This is a genomic window from Blattabacterium cuenoti, from assembly GCF_014252375.1.
In the GTDB taxonomy this organism is placed as follows: Bacteria; Bacteroidota; Bacteroidia; order Flavobacteriales; family Blattabacteriaceae; genus Blattabacterium; species Blattabacterium cuenoti_AH.
Genome location: NZ_CP059221.1, coordinates 12,194 through 32,356 on the forward strand (window position 1 = coordinate 12,194; position 20,163 = coordinate 32,356).

Sequence of the window (20,163 nt, forward strand, 5' to 3'; positions counted from 1 at the left end):
TTATTTTTTAATTTTTTTTATTTTATAAATAGAATCATAAATTTTTTGTAGATTAGATTTAATTATTCTTTTTTCAATATCTTTTCTATAAATATTATTACTAATATATTTTTCAGCAACAAGACTAGCAATAGGTCCAGCTAAATTAGATCCAAATCCTCCATTTTCTATAATTACAGATACAGCAATTTTAGGATTTTTCACAGGAGCAAACAATATAAATATAGAATGGTCTGGTAATGATATTATTTTCTTATTAATTTTAATAAAATTTTGAGAAGTACCTGTTTTACCTGCCATTTTTATATTAGGACATCGAAAAGATCTTCCAGTTCCAACCATAAAAACTTTTTCCATTCCATCAATAACTACATTAAAATAATTTTTGTTTTTTATTTTTGTTTTTAATTTTTTATAAATTATTGATTTTTTATTATTAATATTTTTTATAATATGTGGAATATAGAAATAACCTTTATTAGCAATAATACATGATAAATTTGCTAATTGCATTGGAGAAACGTTTACCTCTCCTTGCCCAATACTATTTGATATAATTGTTATAGCATTCCATTTGTTTTTTCCATATTTTTTATCATAAAAATCTCCAGAAGGTATTAAATTTTTTCTAGATTTATACGATATTAAATCATAAGGAAAATCATAATCGAATCCAAAACTTTTAACAATTTTATTCCATTCATTTACACCAACTTTTAAATCTTTTGGATATTTTTCTACAATACGTTTATAAACTTGTGCAAAAAAATTATTACAAGAAATAGCAATAGCTTTTTTAACGTTTATTGGAAATCTATGATTTGAACCAGATATACATTTAATTCTTTTTTTTCCATATCTAAATCCATTATGACATATAAAGTTAGTATTTTCATTAATTACTCCCATTTGAAGACCTGCTAATTCTATTAATAATTTAAATGTTGATGCTGGAGAATAACGGGCTTGTATAGATCTATCAAATAAAGGATTATTTAAATCATTAATCAATCTTTTAAATTCTTTATTACGATTTTTACCAACTAATAAATTAGGATTGCTAATTGGACTAGAAACTAAAGATAATATTTCTCCATTTTTTGGATTAATAGCTACTACTCCACCTTTTTTATTAACCATAAGGTTTTCTACATATTTTTGTAGATTCCAATTAATAGTTAAAGTTACATCACTTCCACTTATAGCTTTAATATTATTTTTTTTGTTATTATAACTATCTATAATAGATCCATTTTTATCTCTTAACCAATAATTTATTCCTTTTTTACCTCTTAAAAATTTTTCACAAGATTTTTCTATACCTGCCCATCCTATAAAATCACCTAGTTGATAATATTCTGATTCTCTTTTTATATCATTATCTGTAACTTCTCCTATATATCCAAATATATTTGTGGAACTTTTTACATTATAATCTCTAATAGATCTCTTTATCCAATCAAAACCTTTAAATTTATATAATTTTTCTTGTATAGAAGCGAATTTTTCTTTTGAAAGAAAAGGAACAAATACAGACGGTAAATATCTTGAATAAGATTTTGCTTTTTCTAAATTTTGAAAAAAAATATTTTTTTTAATACCTACTATATCACAAAATTCTTTAACATTAAAATTTTTTTCTTCCATAAGAATTGGGATAATAACTAATTCATAAATAGATTTATTAAAAACTAGTAATTTATGATTACTATCAAAAATAAATCCCCTGTCAGGAATAATTATTTCCTTTTTTATAGAAGTATTCAAGGCATTCAAAATATATTTATCTGTATAAATTTGTATATAAAACAATCTAGATATAAATATAAAACCTACTATAAATAATAATAAATAAAAATTAAATAATTTTTTCAAATTCTAGTTTTTCTAAAATTTCTAAAAGAAAAGTAGATAATACATAAAATTGTTGTAAAAACACTACTAAATAATGTTTTAAAAAAAATTATTTTATTAATTACAACTGAACCATTTGATAATTCTATAATTAATAATGATATGTCATGTATTAAAACTAATGAAAAAATATAAAATATCTTTTTAAAAAAAGGTAATTCATAAATTGAAAAATTTTCTTGATTAAAATTATTTCCATCAAAAAATTGTAAAAAATTTATTCTTAAAAAAGCACATAAAGTAGTAGAAAAAGCATGTATTCCCCCTGTATTCATAAAACAATCTATAATAAAACCAATAAAAAAAGAAAAAAATAAAAAAATATGTTTATTCCATCTATATGGATATATTAATATAAAAATAATATATATATAAGAATATTCTCCTAAAAATATAGGATTATTAAAAATTGATATTTGAACTAAACAAATAAAAGAAATATAAAATGTTGAAACAACGATTTTTTTTATAAAATTCATCTATTAATTTTCAACTTTATTAATATCAACAAATTCTTTTTTAAAAATATTTGTAACAACATATGCATTTCCTATATTAGAAAAATCAGAAAATAATCTTACTTTTATTATAAAACTTGCATGTTCATTATCTAATTTATATGATTTTATAATACCAATTGGTATTCCTTCTGGAAAAGTTTCTGATTTTCCATCTGTTTCTATAATATCTCCAATATTTATATTGCAATATTTAGGTATGTCATGTAAAATTACATATCTATAGCTAATACCATTCCATATAATGGTTCCAAAGTTTTTATTTTTTTTTATTCTTGCATTAATTTTAACTCTTAAATTAAGAAGAGATATAGCTGTACTAAAATGTGGAGTAGTTTTAATAATAATTCCAGCAATTCCATTTGATAAAATCAATCCCATATCTGCTTTTATACCATCTAAACTTCCTTTATTAATAATCATGTAATTTTCTTGTTTATGAATACTATTACCTATAATTTTTACTGGAGTAAAAGTATATTCTTGAAGATATTCTATATTTCTTTTTATAAAATTATCAGGTGTTTTTATTATTTTAGAAAAAACACTTTCGTTATGTAATCTACTATTTTCATTTAATAAATTTTCATTTTCTTTTTTTAAAAAGAAATAGTTTTGTAATTCATAAATAGTTTTGTAAATATTCCCAACTATAAAATTAGATCCATTACAAATAAGTTTTGAATCTGAATTAAAATTTGAAAAAGAAAAAAAAATAGATATAGATTCTAATAAAAAAAATAAAATTAAAAAGCGCCATTTTAATATAAAACAAAAAAGATCACGCATTTTTTTCCATTTACTTCGTTAAAAACGTAAATTTACCAATATTATTTAAAGCAACACCTGTTCCTTTTACTACTGCTCTAAGTGGATCATCCACTAAAAAAACAGACAGACCTGTTTTTTTAGAAATTCTTTTATCTAATCCTCTCAAAAGTGATCCACCACCAGCCATATAAATTCCAGTTTTATATATATCTGCTGCTAATTCTGGTGGGGTTTTTGATAAAGTTTCCATTACAGCATCTTCTATTCTTAGAATTGATTTATCAAGAGCAGGTATTGTTTCTTTATAAGAAAGATTCATTTCTTTAGGTTTACCAGTAGGTAGATCTCTTCCTCTTATATGAATATCTTCTGGAATAGGATCTATTGACTCCATAGCTGCACCTATTTCTATTTTAATTTTTTCAGCCGTTCTTTCTCCTATATATAAATTATATTTACTTCTAAGAAAATATGAAATATCATTAGTAAATACGTCACCAGCTATTTTTATAGACTTTTGACAAACAATACCTCCAAGTGCAATAACACCACACTCTGTAGTACCTCCACCTATATCAATAATCATATTACCTTCAGCTTTAGTTACTGATATTCCAGAACCAATAGCTGCTGCCATCGGTTCTTCTATCAAGTAAACTTCCTTAGCATTTAAATGTTGAGCAGAATCTTTTACTGCTCTTTTTTCTACTTCTGTTATCCCTGAAGGTATGCATATAACCATTGTTAATGATGGAGTGAATATTTTACTATTAATACCAGGTATTTTTTTTATGAATTCTTTTATCATAAGTTCTGCAATTTGATAATCAGCAATAACCCCATCTTTTAATGGTTTATATATTTTTATACTTTCATGTGTTTTCCCTTGCATTTGTTTAGCTTCTTCCCCAACTGCTAAAACTTTTTTATTTCTTAGATCTATAGCAATTATAGAAGGAAGATCTACCACTACCTTACTGTCATGCATAATAAGAGTATTTGCTGTTCCTAAATCTATAGCTATCCCTTGAGTAAAGAGATTCTTCATAAAATTGACTACTAATCCCATTAATATTTTTTTTTATGAAAATATCTACCTAATTTAAACAAAAATTATACTTTTTCAGTAAATTATATACTAATAATTTTTTCTTTGTATGTTAAAAGAACATGATATATTCTTGTTAATAGGAGGAAACCAAGGAAATAGAAAAAAATATTTAGATGAATCATCTATTTTAATAGATAAAAAAATTGGAAAAATAATAAAAAAATCTTCTTTTTTTAAAAGTGAAGGATGGAAAATGAAAAAAAACACTCCATATTTTTTAAATCAAATTATAAATATAAAAACTTTTTGTTCTCCTATTTCTTTGATGGATAAAATAAAAAAAATAGAAAATTCTATAGAAAAAAAAAGTGAAATAATAACTTATAAAAATAAAAGAATTTATAAAAATAGAAAAATAGATATAGATATTTTATTCTATGATCAATTAATTATATATACATCAAACTTAAATCTAATTATACCACATTATCTATTTCATTTAAGGAAATTTATTTTAATTCCTATGTGCGAAATTAATCCAAATAAATTACATCCTGTATTTAAAATGACAATTCTAGAAATATTAGGATCATGTTCTGATAATTCCATAGTAAAAAAATTTTTATAAAAAATATTGTATATTTATTTGAAAAATGATATTGTGATATATTATGATAAAAATAAAATAATTAAAATATATTTTTATATATTTTGTTATTTATTTTTTTTTTTATTTTTATCTACTGAAGTTTTTTCTAAAATCATAAAAAAAAACAAAAACAAACTTTATATTATTCATGCTGATTTTATACAAAATTATAAATTAAATAAATTTATAATAAGTGGAAATGTTCATATTAAGTATGATAAATATCATATTTTTTGTAAAAAATTAATTTATGATAAAAGTAATAATAAATTTTTTGGGTATGGAAAAATTAAAGTAAAATTAAATAATTTAAAATTATCATCTAATTATGTAGAATATTATAAAAAAAATAATGTATCTCAATTAAAATTTATAGGTGATACTTTACTTAAATATAATAAAATAAAATTAATTTCTAATAAAATTAACTTTTTTATTAAAAGTAAAAGATTTCAAGCAATTAAAAGTGTTTTATTTATTGATAAATTAAAATTAATAACTAATAAATTTGAGTATAATTTCTTATCAAAAAGACTTATTTGTAATAACCAAGGAACTATTTTTTATAAAAATTATATTATTCATAGTAATAAAGGTTATTTCTTACCTGAGAAAGGAAAAATAGAATTAAAATATGGAATAAAATTTATAGATAAAAATCAAAAAAAATATTTAATATATACAAAAAAATTAGACTTTTTTACAAAAAAAGAAATTATTATATTTAAATCATTTAATTTATTATATAGAAGTAATAAGAAAAACTTTTTATATTCTGACAATGTACTTTTAAACTTAAAAAAAAAAATTTTTTTATTTAAAAATATAAATTTACGATATAAAAATACTTACATAAAATGTAAAAGTCTTTTTTTTAATAATAGAATAAATAATGGATCTTTTAAAAAGATAATTTTAAATAATTTAAAAAAAGATTATTTAATATATGGAAATAATGGATTATTTAGTTTTAATAAAAAAAATGTTAATGTTACAATTAATAATTCTAAAATTGTTATAAATAATATAAAAAATTATACAATATTTATATATTCTAAATATTTAAAAACAATATTTAATAATAATTTTTCTAATTATTCAATTAAATCATTTAATAATAAAATAATAGTTCCAAATCAAAATATATCAGCATATTGTTATTTACTAAAATTCATAAAAAATAATATTAGATTATTGAAAAATATAATAATTAAAAAAGATAATGATAAACAATTATTTGGAGATGATATTAATATTAATTTAATTAATAAAGAAATAAAAGATATAACAATAAAAAATATTTTTTTCTCAAAAAAAAATAATTCAAAAGAATTTAATCAAATAAAAGGTGATGTTATGGTAGGAATATTTAAAAAAAATTTTGTGAAAAAAATTTCTATAAGTGGTAATGTTAATGGAATAATATTTTTACCATTAGGTGAAGAAAAATTATTAAATAAATTTTATACAAAAAAATTGTTATTATACATAGAAAATAATAAAATAAAAAATATTGATTTTTTTGATAAGAAGAACTATAACTTTTTATTTTTTAAAAATGATAATAATCTTCCAAAAGAATCAATTTTTCTTCCTGAATTTAAATGGATGGAAAAATAAATGTAATTTTTCAAAAGTATTTTTATGAGCATAGAAAAAGAATTCATCAAATATCAAGCTCAAACTAGTAATTTTCCAATAAAAATAGAAATTAATAGTGGAAAAGGAAGTTATCTTTATGGTAAAAATGGGAAAAAATACTTAGATTTTATATCTGGAGTTTCTGTAAATATATTGGGGCATAGAAATAAAAAAATAAATAATTCTATAAAAAAACAGATAGAAAAATCTTTACATACTATGGTATATGGAGAATTTATTAATAAAAATTGTGTAAAATTATGTAAAAAAATATCAAAATGTACTCCAAAGAATTTAACTACTACTTATTTAGTTAATTCAGGAACAGAAGCAGTAGAAGGAGCAATAAAATTAGCAAAAATTTATACTAATAAAAAAGAAATTATTGCTTGTAGAAATTCATATCATGGCAGCACTTATGGATCTTTAAGTTTAATAAATAATAATAAAAATAAAGTATTTGATCCTTTAAATAATATAAAATTTATTAATTTTAATGATAAAAATGATATTAAAACAATAACAAATAATACCGCTTGTGTTATATTAGAAACAATACAATGTTCTAGTGGAATTATATTGCCTGACATTTCATTTTTAAAAGAAATTAGAAATATATGTAATAAAAAAAAAGTTTTAATGATTTTAGATGAAGTACAGACTGGTTTTGGAAGAACTGGGAAACTTTTCGCATTTGAACATTATAACGTGTCTCCCGATATATTAATAATAGGAAAAGGAATGGGTGGAGGAATGCCAATTAGTGCTTTTGTTTCATCTAATAAAATAATGAGGACATTTTGTGATAGTTCATATTTTGGCCATTTTACAACATTTGGTGGTAACCCTGTATCTGTAAGTGCTTCTTTATCTACTTTAGATCAAATTATAAATTCAAAAATAATAGAAAAATTATTATATAAGGAAAAATTAATAAGAAAATATCTAGTTCATCCAAAAATAATAAAAATCCATGGAATTGGTTTATTATTAGGTATCGAATTATCTAATAAATATTTTGCAGAAAAATTATTAATAAAATGTATAAAAAATGGACTTATTTTATTTCGTTTTTTATTCTGTGATTATATACTTAGAATTACTCCACCTCTAAATATAAAGAATAATGAAATAAAAAAAGGATGTTTAATTATTATTAAAAGTTTAAACCAGATAAAATAATAAATATATTGAGATTTTTTATTGAATTATCTTATAATGGGAAAAATTTTTTTGGATGGCAAATTCAAAAAAAAGTTAATACAATAGAAAAAAATGTGGAGTATTGTTTATCAACACTTTTAAAAAAGAAAATAAATATTATAGGAGCAGGAAGAACTGATAAAGGAGTCCACGCTAAACAAATGTTTGCACATTTTGATTACGATAATGAAATAAAAAGTAATTTTTTAGTAAAAAGATTAAATATTTTTTTACCTAAATCAATAAAAATAATAAATATTTTTAATGTTAAAAATAATGTTCACGCTAGGTTTAATGCTATAAAAAGAATATATAAATATTATATAATTTGTGATAAAAATCCATTTAATCAAGATTTTTCTTGGAATTGTTTTTATAGACTAAACATAAAAAAAATGAATATAGCATCAAAAATATTATTGTTATATAAAGATTTTAGTTCTTTTTGTAAAAAAGAAAATAAAATTAAAACAAATAATAATTGTAAAATTTATAGATCCTTTTGGATAAAAAAAAATAATTATTTATGTTTTACTATTGAAGCTAATAGATTCTTAAGGTCAATGGTAAGATCAATTATTGGAACAATTATTGATGTAGGAAGAAATAAAATTACTATAAATGATTTTATAAAAATTATAGAATCTAAAAATTTTAATTATTGTAGTCCATTAGTACCATCTTGTGGATTATTTCTTACTAAAATATTGTATCCAAAAAATATTTTTTTATAATTTTATGTACATTTTATGTATGTATCTTCTATTACATTATTTATCCAATTTTTTACTTTATTTTTATTATTTAAATATTTTACTATATTTTCAATATATTTATAATCTTTTTCCAAAGAAATAGGTCTTTCATCAAAAAAATCTAAAAGTTTTATTACAAAAAAATAATTATTTATTTTTCCTTTAAAAATCTTTGATATATCATTTTTGTTTAACTTTAAAAATGAATTTCCAAAATATTTTAAAATTGTATTTTCATCAACTAAAATGTTTTCATTAAAAAATATATTATTTTTTGTTGAAATTTCTTTATTAATAAAATTAATATTATTATTATACTTATGTTTTATTTTATTTATTATACTATCTGTAATTTTTTCTGCGTTTTTTAATTCATTTTTAGAATATTTTTTTTCTAGAAAAAAATCTTTAATATATACTTCATTATATTTCATACTTTCTAATTTTATTATATGAAATCCATCATTTGTTTCAAAAGGATCAGATATTTCTTTTTCTTTTAATGAAAATATTATTTTAAATTCCTCTGGAATTTCCTCTATTTTTAATTTTTTTATATTTAATTTTTTATTATTAAATGAAGGATTAATATTCATTTCTTTTTTTATTTTATTTAAATAGTTTAACGTTTTTTTTCTTAAAACATTATTTCCTTTTGGATATATAATAATATATGATATAAGTAATTTTTTCGGAAATACAGCTATTTTATCTTTATTAAGATCATAAAAAAAAGATTTTATCTCATCAGGAGATACCTCTACATTATTAGTTATTTTATCAATCATTTTATATATAGATTGTTTATCCTTTTCAAAAGAAATTAATTTATCCAAAAATAAATTTTTATCATCTTTAATATTTTTTAAAAATTTATTACGATTATAATCATCTAATTTCCCTACTTCTTTATTAAGAAAAGAACGAATAGATTCTTTTATTTCTTCATTATCAATTTTTATATTATTTTTTTTAGAATGAAACAATATTAATTTTTTAATTATTAAATCATTTAATTTATTTTTTGATAAGTTTTCACAAAAATCTTTTATTGAATATCCTGAATCTTTAATGTCAGATTCCAAAATAATTTCATCTCCAACAATTGCAACAATTCCATCTATTTTTTGTGATTTTGAAATTGATAAAGCTAATAACGAACTATAGGAATAAAAAAATAAAAAACAAAAAAATAATATAAAAGATTTAAAAAAATTATTTTTAATCATAAATAAAATTTCATTTAATAATAAAATTAAATATTAATATTTTTAAATAAAAATAAATAATGATATTAGAAGTTAAAAATATATACAAAAAATATAAAAAAAAATATATAGTAAAAAATGTTTCCCTACATTTAAATAAAGGTGAAATAGTTGGATTAGTTGGACCAAATGGTGCTGGGAAAACTACTATATTTTATATTATAGCTGGATTATTAAAACCAGATAAAGGAAAAATAATACTTAATAACGAGAATATAACAAAAAAACCTTTATATAAACGATCTAGAAAAGGAATAGGATATTTATCACAAGAACCATCTATTTTTAAAAAATTAACTGTTGAAGAAAATATATTATCTATTTTAGAAATGCATAAAAAATTTTATAAAGATAGAATAAAAATAACAAAAAGATTAATTAATGAGTTTAATTTAGAAAAAATAAAAAAAGTTTTTGGTGAATCTATTTCAGGTGGAGAAAGAAGAAGAACTGAAATTGCTAGATGTTTATCCACAAATCCTAAATTTATTCTTTTAGACGAACCTTTTTCTGGAATTGATCCGATATCTATAGAAGATCTACAAAAAATATTACTTAATTTAAAAAAAAAAAATATAGGAATATTAATTACAGATCATAATATTCAAGAAATATTTTCTATAACAAATAGAATTTATCTTATGTATAAAGGAAAAATATTAAAACATGGAACTTCAAAAGAAATTATTAGTAATTCATTAATAAAAAAAATATATTTAGGTAATTTTTTTAATAAATGAATTTTAATAAAAAAAAAGAAATAGACTTATTTTTAAATGGAATACCTCCTTCTTTTAAAAAAAATTTTTTAAATAAAAAAATATTTGCTGTTGATGGAGCTTATTCATATTTAAAAAAATATAAAATACCTATAGATTATCTTAGCGGAGATTTTGATTCTTTTTTATATAAAAAAGAAAATATTTTAGTTAAAAAATCAATATTTAATACTTATAATCAAAAAAAAACTGATTTTGAAAAAGCTTTAACTATAATTATTGAAAAAGGATTTAATAACGTTAATGTATGGGGAGCTAGCGGAAAAGAACAAGATCATTTTTTGGGAAATTTATCTACCGCATTAAAATATAAAAAAGAAATATCCATTATATTTTATGACTATTATCATTCATATTTTTTTCTAGAAAAAAAATCAAAATTGTTTGTAAAAAAAAATAAAAAAATATCTTTATTTCCATTTCCTAGTGTATTAAAATTAAAAACTAAAGGATTAAAATATAATATAAATAATACTGATATGGAAATAGGGAAAAATATTGGAATAAGAAATAAATCAGTTGAAAATTATATTGAAATTCTTTATAAAAAAGGAGAATTATTAATTTTCATAGAAAATTAAAAAATGTTTTATATACTTAATTTTTTTATAATATTTTTTACGTTAATAGCAGATTTATGAAATAATTTCATTTCATTACTATTTAATTTCAACTCTAAAATTTTATCAACACCATTTTTTCCTAGTATAACTGGAACACCTAAAAATATACCATTTATTCCATATTCTCCATTAAGAAATGAAGAACAAGAAAAAATTCTTTTTGAATCTTTTAGTATAGATTCAATCATATTAACAATAGAAACTGATGGTGCAAACCAAGCAGATGTCCCCAAATAATTTACTAATTCTTCTCCAGCCTTTTTAGTTTTATTAATAATTTCTTCATTTTCTACTTCTGATATAAATTCTTTTATTGGTATTCCTGATATGGAAGTATACCTATATAAAGGTACCATAGTATCTCCGTGTCCACCTATTAATAATGATTGAATATCAATAGGAGATATACCTATTTTTTTAGATAAAAAAAAACGATATCTAGCAGTATCTAATATACCCGCCATTCCTATTATTTTATTTGAAGAAATATTAGATTTAATATAACCTATATATGTCATTATATCTAATGGATTAGATACAATTATAAATTTTGCATTTGGAGACAAATTAATAGCTTCTTTAACAACATTACTAATAATCTTACTATTAATATCTACTAAATCATCACGGCTCATCCCTTTTTTTCTTGGCATTCCACAAGTAACAACTATTATTTCAGAATTTTTTGATTTTAAATAATCATCTGTATATCCATATATTTTTGTATTTGATCCTGTTAAAGGAATCATTTGAGATATATCCAAGCTTTTTCCTTTAGAAATATTTTTTTTAACATCTATAAGAATTATTTTATTTACTATATCTTTTTGTGCTAAAAAACTAGCACAATATGTTCCTACATTTCCTGATCCAATTATAGTAATTTTCATTTTTATACATTAATTTTTTTATAAATTTGCATAAATTTTTAATTTTTTATATTAAAAAAATATAATTTATTATAATGAATAATAATGAAGGATTAATAAAAAAAGAAAAGTTTTATAATAGACATATTGGTCCATCTTATGATGAAATAAATTTAATGTTGAAAATATTAAATTTTTCTTCTATTGAAGATTTTATAAAAAAAACAATACCTGAAGAAGTTAGATTTAAAGGAAAATTAAAGATACCTAACGATATGTCAGAATATCAATATTTAAATCATATTAATAACATTGGTAAAAAAAATAAAATATATAGATCTTATATAGGATTAGGATATAGAAATACTATTCTTCCAAGTGTTATACAAAGAAATATTTTGGAGAATCCAAGTTGGTATACGTCTTATACTCCTTATCAATCTGAAATATCTCAAGGCCGTTTAGAAGCATTAATTAATTTCCAAACAATGATATCTGATCTTACAGGAATGAAAATAAGCAATGCATCAATGTTAGATGAATCATCAGCAGCTGGAGATGCTATGTTTATGATTTATATAAAAAAAATTAAAGAAAAAAAAATTTATAATGATTGTTCTTTTTTTATTTCAGATGAATCTTTACCTCAAGTGATAAATGTTTTAAAAACAAGATGTTTTGGATTAGGAATTGATCTAATAGAAGGTAATCATAAAAATATAGAAAACTATTATAATAAAAAAAAATTTTTTGGGTTATTAATACCTTATCCTTCTTGTTTAGGAGAGATATATGACTATTCAAAATTAATTTCTTTTGCAAAAAAGAATGATATATCAATAATAGTTTCTGTAAACTTATTGTCTTTAGCTTTAATAAAGTCCCCGGGAGAATGGGGGGTAGATGTGTCAGTAGGTACAACACAACAATTTGGCATGCCTATGGGATATGGTGGGCCACATGCTGCATTTTTTTCTACTAATGAACAATACAAAAGATTTCTTCCAGGAAGAATAATTGGAATATCAGTAGATAAAAATAAAAAAAAATCTTTTCGTATGGCAATTCAAACAAGAGAACAACATATAAAAAGAGAAAAAGCTACATCCAATATATGTACTTCACAAGTATTACCTGCCATTATTTCTTCAATGTACGCTATATATCATGGAAAAAATGGAATAATTAGAATTGCAAAAAATATTCATGAATATACTAAAAAACTAGACTATTTACTATCTTCATTTAAAAACATTAATCAAATAAATAAATTTTATTTTGATACTCTTAGAATAAGAGTTAATTCTAAATATTCTATAGAAAAAATAAAAAAAATATCTGAAAAAAAAAAAATAAATTTTAGATATATAGATAATAATCATCTAACTATTTCGTTAGATGAAACTACTTGTGAAAAAGATATAAATGACATATCAAAAATTTTCTTTGAATCTGAATTAAATAATAAATTTTATAAAATAAATAATAATAAATATTCAAACAAATATTACATAAAAATTCCATCTTTCTTAAAAAGAAAATCTAATTTTTTTGAATATGAAATATTTAACAAATTTCATTCAGAAAACGAATTAATGCGTTATATAAAAAGACTTGAGAAAAAAGATATATCCTTAAACCATTCTATGATTCCACTAGGATCATGCACAATGAAATTAAATTCTGCTACAGAATTATTATCAATAACACAAAATGAATGGAAAAATATTCATCCATTTGTACCTAATAATCAATCAATTGGTTATAATATTATTATAAAAAATTTAAAAAATTATTTAAAAGAAATAACAGGTTTATCTGGAGTATCACTACAACCTAATTCAGGTGCTCAAGGAGAATATACAGGTCTTATGATTATTAAATCTTTTTTTTATTCAAAAAAAGAATACAAAAGAAATGTAGCATTGATACCATCGTCTTCTCATGGAACAAATCCAGCTTCTGCAAGTATGGCAGGAATGAAAATAATTTCTATAAAAAATAAAAATGATGGATCTATAGACATAAAAGATTTAATAAACAAATCGAAAGAATATAAAGATTATTTATCTGTACTAATGATAACTTATCCTTCTGTTAATGGAACTTATGAAAAAAATATAAAAAATATTATTGAAATTATACATAAATATGGTGGGTTGGTTTATATGGATGGAGCAAATATGAATGCACAAGTAGGATTAATAAAACCGTCTGATTTAGGAATAGATATATGTCATCTTAATCTTCATAAAACATTTGCAATACCACATGGTGGTGGGGGACCTGGAATGGGACCAATTTGTGTAAAATCTAATTTAATTCCATTTTTACCAACTAATCCTGATAAAATCAGTAAAAAAATAAATGATAAAAAATTAACAATTTCTTCTTCTCCATATGGTTCTTCTTTAATATTAACTATTTCTTATGCTTATATAAAATTATTAGGATCAGAAGGGCTTAAATTATGTACAGAAATATCATTATTAAACGCTAATTATATTAAAAATAAATTAATGAATCATTATAATATATTATATGTTGGAGAAAATAATATGGTAGCACATGAATTAATAATAGATTGTAAACCTTTTAAATCAATAGGAATAGAAGTTAACGATATTGCAAAGAGAATGATAGATTATGGATTTCATGCACCAACAATATCTTTTCCAGTAGAAGGGGCAATGATGATAGAACCTACTGAAAGTGAATCTAAAGAAGAAATTGATAGATTTATTAGCACACTTATTGAAATAAAAAAAGAAATTAAAGAAATAAAAGATGGAAAATTTTCTAAAGAAAATAATGTAATAAAAAATTCACCACATAGTATAAATACATTAACAAATGATGTATGGAATTATCCATATAGCAGAGAAAAGGCTGCTTATCCATTACCATGGGTTAAAAAATATAAATTTTGGCCTACTGTAGATAGAATTATTGATGGATATGGGGATAGAAACTTAATATGCTCATACTGTTGTTAAATTTGGAAAATATATTTTTTTATATTTAGAATAAGGGGCGATATTATTAGATGAAAACATATTATATTTATATTTTAAAAATCCAGTAATAGCTATCATTGCACCGTTATCAGTTGCTAAACATTTTTTTGGAACAAATAAATCGCAATTATTTTTTTTTGCATAAATAGAAAAATTATTTATAATTTCTTTATTAGAAGATACACCACCTGATAAAATTATCTTATTTATATTAGTTTTTAATACAGCCATATTTATTTTTTCTATAAGTATATCTGATATAGATTTTTGTATAGAAGCACATATATCATATATGTTTTTTTTAATAAAAAATGGTTCTTTTTTTGTTTTTTCTTCAATAAATTTTAATATATGAGTTTTAAATCCACTAAAACTAAAATCTAATCCTTTTATTAAAGGCTTTGGAAAAGTAAATTTTTTATTATTTCCATATTTAGAATACATTTCTATAGTTTCACCACCTGGATAACTAAATCCAATTTTTCTTGCTATTTTATCAATAGTTTCTCCTAATGCATCATCTAAAGTTGATCCTAATACTTTCATTTTAAAAAATCCATCTACTTTTATAATTTGTGTATGTCCTCCACTTATTACCAAACTTAAAAATGGAAATTTTGGAAAACTATTATTAAAGTTTGCATTTTTAATAAAATGTACAAGTATATGTGCCTGTATATGGTCTACTGGAATAATAGGTATATCTAATCCCATTGCTAATGATTTTGAAAATGAATAGCCTACTAAAATAGAATTAATTAATCCTGGACCTATTGTACACGATACAACATCAATATCATTTTGTTTTATTTTTGCTGTAGAAATAGATTTATTAACTGCTTCTAATAATTCCTCATCATGTAATCTAGCAGATAGTTCAGGAACTACACCTCCGTATTTTTTATGAACATGTTGATGTATTACAATATTAGATAATATTTCATTACATCTCATAATAGAGACTGCTGTATCATCACATGATGATTCAATTCCAATAACAATAATTTTTTTTTTCAAAAAAATAAAATATAATATTCTTTAATAAAGAAAAAAAAATCAGAAAGAAATAAAAATAAATTCATAATGTATCAATATAAATAAAATTTTTTTATAAAAAATAGATATTAAGATTTTAAATAAACAAATAAAGTAATTAACTTAGTTTTATATTGGAAGGGAGAATTGCCGGAGTGGTTAACGGAACAGTTTGCTAAACTGTCGATATATAAAATATCACGTGGGTTCGAATCCCACATTCTCCGTCAACGGGGTATAGCGTAGTTTGGTTATCGCGCCTGGTTTGGGACCAGGAGGTCGTAGGTTCAAATCCTGCTACCCCGATATTATTAGGTCACGTAGCTCAAATGGATAGAGCAACTGCCTTCTAAGCAGTAGGTTACAGGTTCGAATCCTGTCGTGATCATTATTTATTTTTTTTTTCCAATTAATATCTCATCTATCATTCCGTATTCTTTTGCTTCTAAAGAATTCATCCAATGATCTCTATCTGAATCTTTTTCTATTTTTTCAATTGGTAAACCTGAATGATTAGATATTATTTCATAAAGTTCTTTTTTTAATTTTAATATTTCACGAAATGAAATTTCAATATCTGAAACTTGCCCATGTGTACCACCTATAGGTTGATGAATCATAATTCTAGAATGTTTTAATGAAGATCTTTTTTTTTTTGCTCCAGAGCATAATAATACAGCAGACATAGATGCTGCTATACCAGTACAAATTGTTGATACATCTGGACTAACAATTTGCATTGTATCATAAATACCTAGTCCTGCATGTACTTCTCCTCCGGGAGAATTAATATAAATTTGAATATCTTTTTTAGAATCTATAGATTGTAAAAATAATAATTGAGCTTGTATTATGTTGGCTATTTGATCTTCTATTGGAGTACCTAAAAATATAATACGATCCATCATCAAACGAGAGAAAACATCCATTTGTGCAACATTTAATTTTCTTTCTTCAACAATATAAGGAGTTGTTAACTTTAAATATTCATTTATTTTTAAACCACTAATTTTCCTATGTTTTGTAGCGTATTTTATAAATTCTTTTGAATCTTTTTTATAATTAATTGTATCCATATTAATAAAAATTTTTCATAAAGTTACTTAATAATTAGTCTTTTTTATGTATGTACTAAAAGACGTATAAAATTAAAAATAAATTAAAAATTGTATAAAAAATTAGTATTACAAACGTTTATATATTCTATAGGATTAATTTTACCAAAGTTAGTAAACTACATTTTTATAAGGTTTTTTACTTTTTCGTTAAAAAGAGAAGAATTTTCTATTTATACAGATATGTATTCTATATCTTTTTTAATTATAGGATTTCTTTCATTTGGACTAGAAAATACTTATTTTAGATTTTTATATAAAAAAAATTATAATAAAAATATTGTTTTCTCTACTACTGTAATAATACAATTTTTTATTATTTCTATATTTTCTATTATATCAATAAACTTTTTAAAAAAATTAATAAATTTTACTGGATATTCAAATCATCCTGAATATTTTATAATATTTTTTTTTATAATAGTATTTGATACTATATGTACATTACCTATGGCATGGTTACGAATTAATGAAAAACCTTTTATATATTCTATAATCAATTTTGTTACTATGATTACACAATCATTGTTTACATTATATATGTTTTTTTGTTATAAAAATTATATTTTTATTTCAAAAAAAATTTATATAATAAGTATATATAATTTTATAAACACTATTACAAATAAAACAGGATACATATTTATATCTAATATGATTTCTTCTTTTGTTAATTTAATTTTAATAATACCTATTTTAATAAAAAAAGTTAAAATTGTTAACTTTAGTAAATCTATTGCAAAAGAAATGATTAATTACAGTATTCCTATTATGTTAGGAACAATCTCTTTTTCTGTAAATGAAAATTTAGATAAAATTTTAATTAAAAGATGGGTTTCAGATGAAATTAATGGTGCCTATTCTGCATGTTATAAAATAGCTTCTTTTATGAGTTTATATATTAGAATATTTCGTTTAGGAATAGAACCATTTTTTTTTAAAAAATCCAATGAATATAACGCAAAATATTATTATGAAGATATTACTTATTTATTTATTTTATTTGGATTGATTTTTTATGTTATAATATGTGGAAATATACAGTTTGTTAAAGATTTTTTAATAAATAAAAAATATCATACTACAATTTCTATTATTCCAATAATAATGATAGGAAATTTATTCTTAGGAATATATACAAACATGTCAATTGTTTATAAAATTATGAATAAACCTTTTGTAGGAACTTATATCTCTTTAGTTGGAGTAATTGTTACATTATTATTTAGTATAATATTTATTATTTCTCCAAATAATAATTTTTTAATTCCTGCTTGGGGAACATTTATGTCTTATGGATCTATGTTGTTAATTTTATTTTTTTGGAGTAAAAAAAATTATAAAAAATTTTGTAAAAATATAAAAAATATATTTATTCATTTTTTTATTGCAATTATACTTGTATATATGATGAATATAAATAAAATATTAGAAATTAATTTCATAATACAATTTACATATTTGTTAATTGTTTTTTTACTAGAAAAAAAAAGACTGTATAATTTAATTAAATAAAAAATGAATAATATTTTATTATTAAAAGATTATTTTCCAAAAAATATTTATAATAATAACTTAATATCACTAAATTCATTAGATAGAAAATTAATATCTACTGGTTATTGTATTTCATTAAAAACTTATAAAAAATGTTATTTTTTCATAAAAAAAATATTTATAAATGCTTTTTGTTTTATTCACATAACAAAATGTATGGAAATTAAAATAATTATGATTAATATTTCTTATGAAAAAATTTTTATTTATCCTAAAAATAAAATAGGAATAATAGATTTTTTTTCAAAAAATAATATTACTTGGAAATATTCATCAACTCTTAATTATAGTAAAAGAGGTAAAAAATGTTTTGGAAGTACTGGAATATAATAAATTAATAATAATGAAAATTTTAATCCCAATCGCAGGAAAAGGTATGCGTCTTTATCCACATACTTTATGTATTCCTAAAGCTTTTTTTTCTATTGCTGGAAAATCAATTTTAAAAAGATTATTAGACGAATTATTTGAATTAATTAAATATTTTTCAGTTAAAGAAATAATATTTGTAATACGTCCTAATGAACAAAAAAATGAAATAGAAGAAAAATTAAAAAAACTTACTTATGATATAGGAATATCTTATACTATTTATTATCAAGAAATACCACTTGGTACTGCAGATGCAATTTTGAAAGCAAAAGAATCTCTAATTGGACCAATAATTATTGTATTTTCTGATTCATTGTTTAATAAAATTTCTATTAAAGGAAAAATAAAAAAATATTCTGAAAATATTATATGGACAAAAAAAGTATCAAATCCTAGTTCTTTTGGTGTTGTTAATTGTAATAATTCTGGTAAAATTTTAAATTTTATAGAAAAACCAAATTATTTTATATCAGACTTAGCTATTGTCGGTTTGTATTATTTTAATAATGGATTAACTCTAAAAAAAGAATTGCAATATTTAATAGATAATGATATAAAAAATAATAAAGAATATCAATTAACATCTGTATTAGAAAATATGAGAAAAAAAGGAGAAACATTTATAAGTCATACAGTTAAAGATTGGATGGATTTTGGAGATAAAAGAAATACTATTTGTTCAAATTCAAAAATTTTATCTATGGAATATAAAAATAATTCAAAATTAATTCATAAAAATACCATAATTAAAAATAGTATTATTTTAAATCCATGTTACATAGAAAAAAATTCTATAATAGAAAATAGTATAATAGGTCCATATGTTTCCATAGGAAAATTTACAGAAATAAAAAATACTAGAATTAAAAGATCTTTAATTCAAAATAATACAAAAATAGTATATTCTAATTTAAAAAATAGTATAATAGGAAATTATGTAAATTATAAAGAATCAGAGAAAGAAGTAAATATAGGAGATTATTCTAATATAAATAATTCATAATTTTTTATTATATTTAATAAATT

The 20,163-nt window shown here is 20.6% G+C and carries 18 protein-coding genes and 3 tRNA genes; 13 read left to right on the forward strand and 8 right to left on the reverse strand.

Annotation, left to right across the window (positions count from 1 at the left end; all coding sequences use genetic code 11):
- The 4 genes from H0H34_RS00050 to H0H34_RS00065 are packed head-to-tail and all read right to left on the reverse strand — an operon-like array spanning position 1 to position 4,272.
- The gene (locus H0H34_RS00050) at positions 1 to 1,875 is read right to left on the reverse strand and encodes a penicillin-binding transpeptidase domain-containing protein (protein ID WP_185873310.1); all 1,875 of its coding nucleotides are present in this window, start codon (positions 1,873 to 1,875) and stop codon (positions 1 to 3) included.
- Positions 1,872 to 2,393 carry a hypothetical protein gene (locus H0H34_RS00055; protein ID WP_185873311.1) on the reverse strand — a complete coding sequence of 174 codons (522 nt, stop codon included), beginning with the start codon at positions 2,391 to 2,393 and terminating at the stop codon, positions 1,872 to 1,874. Before H0H34_RS00055 ends, H0H34_RS00050 begins: the two co-directional genes overlap by 4 nt.
- Positions 2,394 to 2,396: 3 nt before the next feature.
- Complete coding sequence (gene mreC, locus H0H34_RS00060; RefSeq protein WP_185873312.1) at positions 2,397 to 3,221, reverse strand: rod shape-determining protein MreC; 825 nt, start codon at positions 3,219 to 3,221, stop codon at positions 2,397 to 2,399.
- A 10-nt stretch (positions 3,222 to 3,231) separates the two neighbouring features.
- Positions 3,232 to 4,272 carry a rod shape-determining protein gene (locus H0H34_RS00065; RefSeq protein ID WP_185873313.1) on the reverse strand — a complete coding sequence of 347 codons (1,041 nt, stop codon included), beginning with the start codon at positions 4,270 to 4,272 and terminating at the stop codon, positions 3,232 to 3,234.
- Between the two features lie 88 nt (positions 4,273 to 4,360).
- Between H0H34_RS00065 and folK the strand changes: the two genes are divergently transcribed.
- Genes folK through truA form a run of 4 tightly spaced genes read left to right on the forward strand, consistent with a single transcriptional unit; the run spans position 4,361 to position 8,481 of the window.
- Positions 4,361 to 4,882, forward strand: a complete 522-nt coding sequence (folK, locus tag H0H34_RS00070) for a 2-amino-4-hydroxy-6-hydroxymethyldihydropteridine diphosphokinase (RefSeq protein ID WP_185873314.1) — start codon at positions 4,361 to 4,363, stop codon at positions 4,880 to 4,882.
- A gap of 33 nt (positions 4,883 to 4,915) precedes the next feature.
- On the forward strand, positions 4,916 to 6,523 hold the full coding sequence (locus H0H34_RS00075) for a hypothetical protein (protein WP_185873315.1): 1,608 nt from the start codon (positions 4,916 to 4,918) through the stop codon (positions 6,521 to 6,523).
- Between the two features lie 24 nt (positions 6,524 to 6,547).
- Positions 6,548 to 7,726, forward strand: coding sequence for an aspartate aminotransferase family protein (locus tag H0H34_RS00080; protein ID WP_185873316.1), 1,179 nt, complete (start codon positions 6,548 to 6,550; stop codon positions 7,724 to 7,726).
- Positions 7,727 to 7,734: 8 nt separating this feature from the next.
- Complete coding sequence (gene truA / locus H0H34_RS00085) at positions 7,735 to 8,481, forward strand: tRNA pseudouridine(38-40) synthase TruA (protein WP_185873317.1); 747 nt, start codon at positions 7,735 to 7,737, stop codon at positions 8,479 to 8,481.
- Positions 8,482 to 8,483: 2 nt separating this feature from the next.
- Here truA and H0H34_RS00090 read toward each other — a convergent pair whose 3' ends face one another.
- The gene (locus tag H0H34_RS00090) at positions 8,484 to 9,731 is read right to left on the reverse strand and encodes a peptidyl-prolyl cis-trans isomerase (RefSeq protein ID WP_185873318.1); all 1,248 of its coding nucleotides are present in this window, start codon (positions 9,729 to 9,731) and stop codon (positions 8,484 to 8,486) included.
- A gap of 59 nt (positions 9,732 to 9,790) precedes the next feature.
- Between H0H34_RS00090 and lptB the strand changes: the two genes are divergently transcribed.
- Complete coding sequence (lptB, locus tag H0H34_RS00095; protein ID WP_185873319.1) at positions 9,791 to 10,510, forward strand: LPS export ABC transporter ATP-binding protein; 720 nt, start codon at positions 9,791 to 9,793, stop codon at positions 10,508 to 10,510.
- Positions 10,507 to 11,130: a thiamine diphosphokinase gene (locus H0H34_RS00100; RefSeq protein WP_185873320.1), complete on the forward strand. Its 624-nt coding sequence runs from the start codon at positions 10,507 to 10,509 to the stop codon at positions 11,128 to 11,130. Before lptB ends, H0H34_RS00100 begins: the two co-directional genes overlap by 4 nt.
- An 8-nt stretch (positions 11,131 to 11,138) precedes the next feature.
- Here H0H34_RS00100 and mdh read toward each other — a convergent pair whose 3' ends face one another.
- Positions 11,139 to 12,062 carry a malate dehydrogenase gene (gene mdh, locus H0H34_RS00105; RefSeq protein WP_185873321.1) on the reverse strand — a complete coding sequence of 308 codons (924 nt, stop codon included), beginning with the start codon at positions 12,060 to 12,062 and terminating at the stop codon, positions 11,139 to 11,141.
- Between the two features lie 74 nt (positions 12,063 to 12,136).
- Here mdh and gcvP point away from each other — a divergent pair, with 74 nt between their 5' ends.
- On the forward strand, positions 12,137 to 15,037 hold the full coding sequence (gene gcvP / locus H0H34_RS00110; protein ID WP_185873322.1) for an aminomethyl-transferring glycine dehydrogenase: 2,901 nt from the start codon (positions 12,137 to 12,139) through the stop codon (positions 15,035 to 15,037).
- Here gcvP and tsaD read toward each other — a convergent pair.
- A complete protein-coding gene (tsaD, locus tag H0H34_RS00115) occupies positions 15,023 to 16,075 on the reverse strand; it encodes a tRNA (adenosine(37)-N6)-threonylcarbamoyltransferase complex transferase subunit TsaD (RefSeq protein ID WP_185873323.1) in 1,053 nt (350 codons plus the stop codon). The two genes, gcvP and tsaD, sit on opposite strands and share 15 nt — an antisense overlap.
- Before the next feature lie 159 nt (positions 16,076 to 16,234).
- Here tsaD and H0H34_RS00120 point away from each other — a divergent pair.
- The 3 genes from H0H34_RS00120 (at position 16,235) to H0H34_RS00130 (ending at position 16,481) form a co-directional block, all read left to right on the forward strand.
- Positions 16,235 to 16,320, forward strand: a tRNA-Ser gene (locus H0H34_RS00120).
- A 4-nt stretch (positions 16,321 to 16,324) separates the two neighbouring features.
- Positions 16,325 to 16,399 (forward strand) — tRNA-Pro (locus tag H0H34_RS00125).
- A gap of 8 nt (positions 16,400 to 16,407) precedes the next feature.
- Positions 16,408 to 16,481 (forward strand) — tRNA-Arg (locus H0H34_RS00130).
- A gap of 4 nt (positions 16,482 to 16,485) precedes the next feature.
- Here H0H34_RS00130 and H0H34_RS00135 read toward each other — a convergent pair.
- Positions 16,486 to 17,169, reverse strand: a complete 684-nt coding sequence (locus H0H34_RS00135) for an ATP-dependent Clp protease proteolytic subunit (RefSeq protein ID WP_185873324.1) — start codon at positions 17,167 to 17,169, stop codon at positions 16,486 to 16,488.
- A 90-nt stretch (positions 17,170 to 17,259) separates the two neighbouring features.
- Here H0H34_RS00135 and H0H34_RS00140 point away from each other — a divergent pair, with 90 nt between their 5' ends.
- From H0H34_RS00140 to H0H34_RS00150, 3 genes are read left to right on the forward strand one after another with little or no spacing between them, the layout of a single operon-like run.
- Entirely contained in the window at positions 17,260 to 18,723 is a 1,464-nt protein-coding gene (locus H0H34_RS00140) for a lipopolysaccharide biosynthesis protein (protein WP_185873325.1), read from the forward strand.
- Positions 18,724 to 18,726: 3 nt separating this feature from the next.
- Positions 18,727 to 19,095, forward strand: a complete 369-nt coding sequence (locus H0H34_RS00145; protein WP_185873326.1) for a dUTP diphosphatase — start codon at positions 18,727 to 18,729, stop codon at positions 19,093 to 19,095.
- A 13-nt stretch (positions 19,096 to 19,108) separates the two neighbouring features.
- Positions 19,109 to 20,140, forward strand: coding sequence for a sugar phosphate nucleotidyltransferase (locus tag H0H34_RS00150; RefSeq protein ID WP_185873327.1), 1,032 nt, complete (start codon positions 19,109 to 19,111; stop codon positions 20,138 to 20,140).
- The last annotated feature ends 23 nt before the right edge of the window (positions 20,141 to 20,163 follow it).

What these genes read in the sequence shown, in the direction of transcription:
- H0H34_RS00055 (WP_185873311.1), bottom strand. Translation starts at nt 2,393, where the DNA reads ATGAATTTTATAAAAAAAATCGTTGTTTCAACATTTTATATTTCTTTT.
- mreC (WP_185873312.1), bottom strand. Translation starts at nt 3,221, where the DNA reads ATGCGTGATCTTTTTTGTTTTATATTAAAATGGCGCTTTTTAATTTTA.
- H0H34_RS00065 (WP_185873313.1), bottom strand. Translation starts at nt 4,272, where the DNA reads ATGGGATTAGTAGTCAATTTTATGAAGAATCTCTTTACTCAAGGGATA.
- folK (WP_185873314.1), top strand. Translation starts at nt 4,361, where the DNA reads ATGTTAAAAGAACATGATATATTCTTGTTAATAGGAGGAAACCAAGGA.
- H0H34_RS00080 (WP_185873316.1), top strand. Translation starts at nt 6,548, where the DNA reads ATGAGCATAGAAAAAGAATTCATCAAATATCAAGCTCAAACTAGTAAT.
- H0H34_RS00090 (WP_185873318.1), bottom strand. Translation starts at nt 9,731, where the DNA reads ATGATTAAAAATAATTTTTTTAAATCTTTTATATTATTTTTTTGTTTT.
- lptB (WP_185873319.1), top strand. Translation starts at nt 9,791, where the DNA reads ATGATATTAGAAGTTAAAAATATATACAAAAAATATAAAAAAAAATAT.
- H0H34_RS00100 (WP_185873320.1), top strand. Translation starts at nt 10,507, where the DNA reads ATGAATTTTAATAAAAAAAAAGAAATAGACTTATTTTTAAATGGAATA.
- mdh (WP_185873321.1), bottom strand. Translation starts at nt 12,062, where the DNA reads ATGAAAATTACTATAATTGGATCAGGAAATGTAGGAACATATTGTGCT.
- gcvP (WP_185873322.1), top strand. Translation starts at nt 12,137, where the DNA reads ATGAATAATAATGAAGGATTAATAAAAAAAGAAAAGTTTTATAATAGA.
- H0H34_RS00135 (WP_185873324.1), bottom strand. Translation starts at nt 17,169, where the DNA reads ATGGATACAATTAATTATAAAAAAGATTCAAAAGAATTTATAAAATAC.
- H0H34_RS00145 (WP_185873326.1), top strand. Translation starts at nt 18,727, where the DNA reads ATGAATAATATTTTATTATTAAAAGATTATTTTCCAAAAAATATTTAT.
- H0H34_RS00150 (WP_185873327.1), top strand. Translation starts at nt 19,109, where the DNA reads ATGAAAATTTTAATCCCAATCGCAGGAAAAGGTATGCGTCTTTATCCA.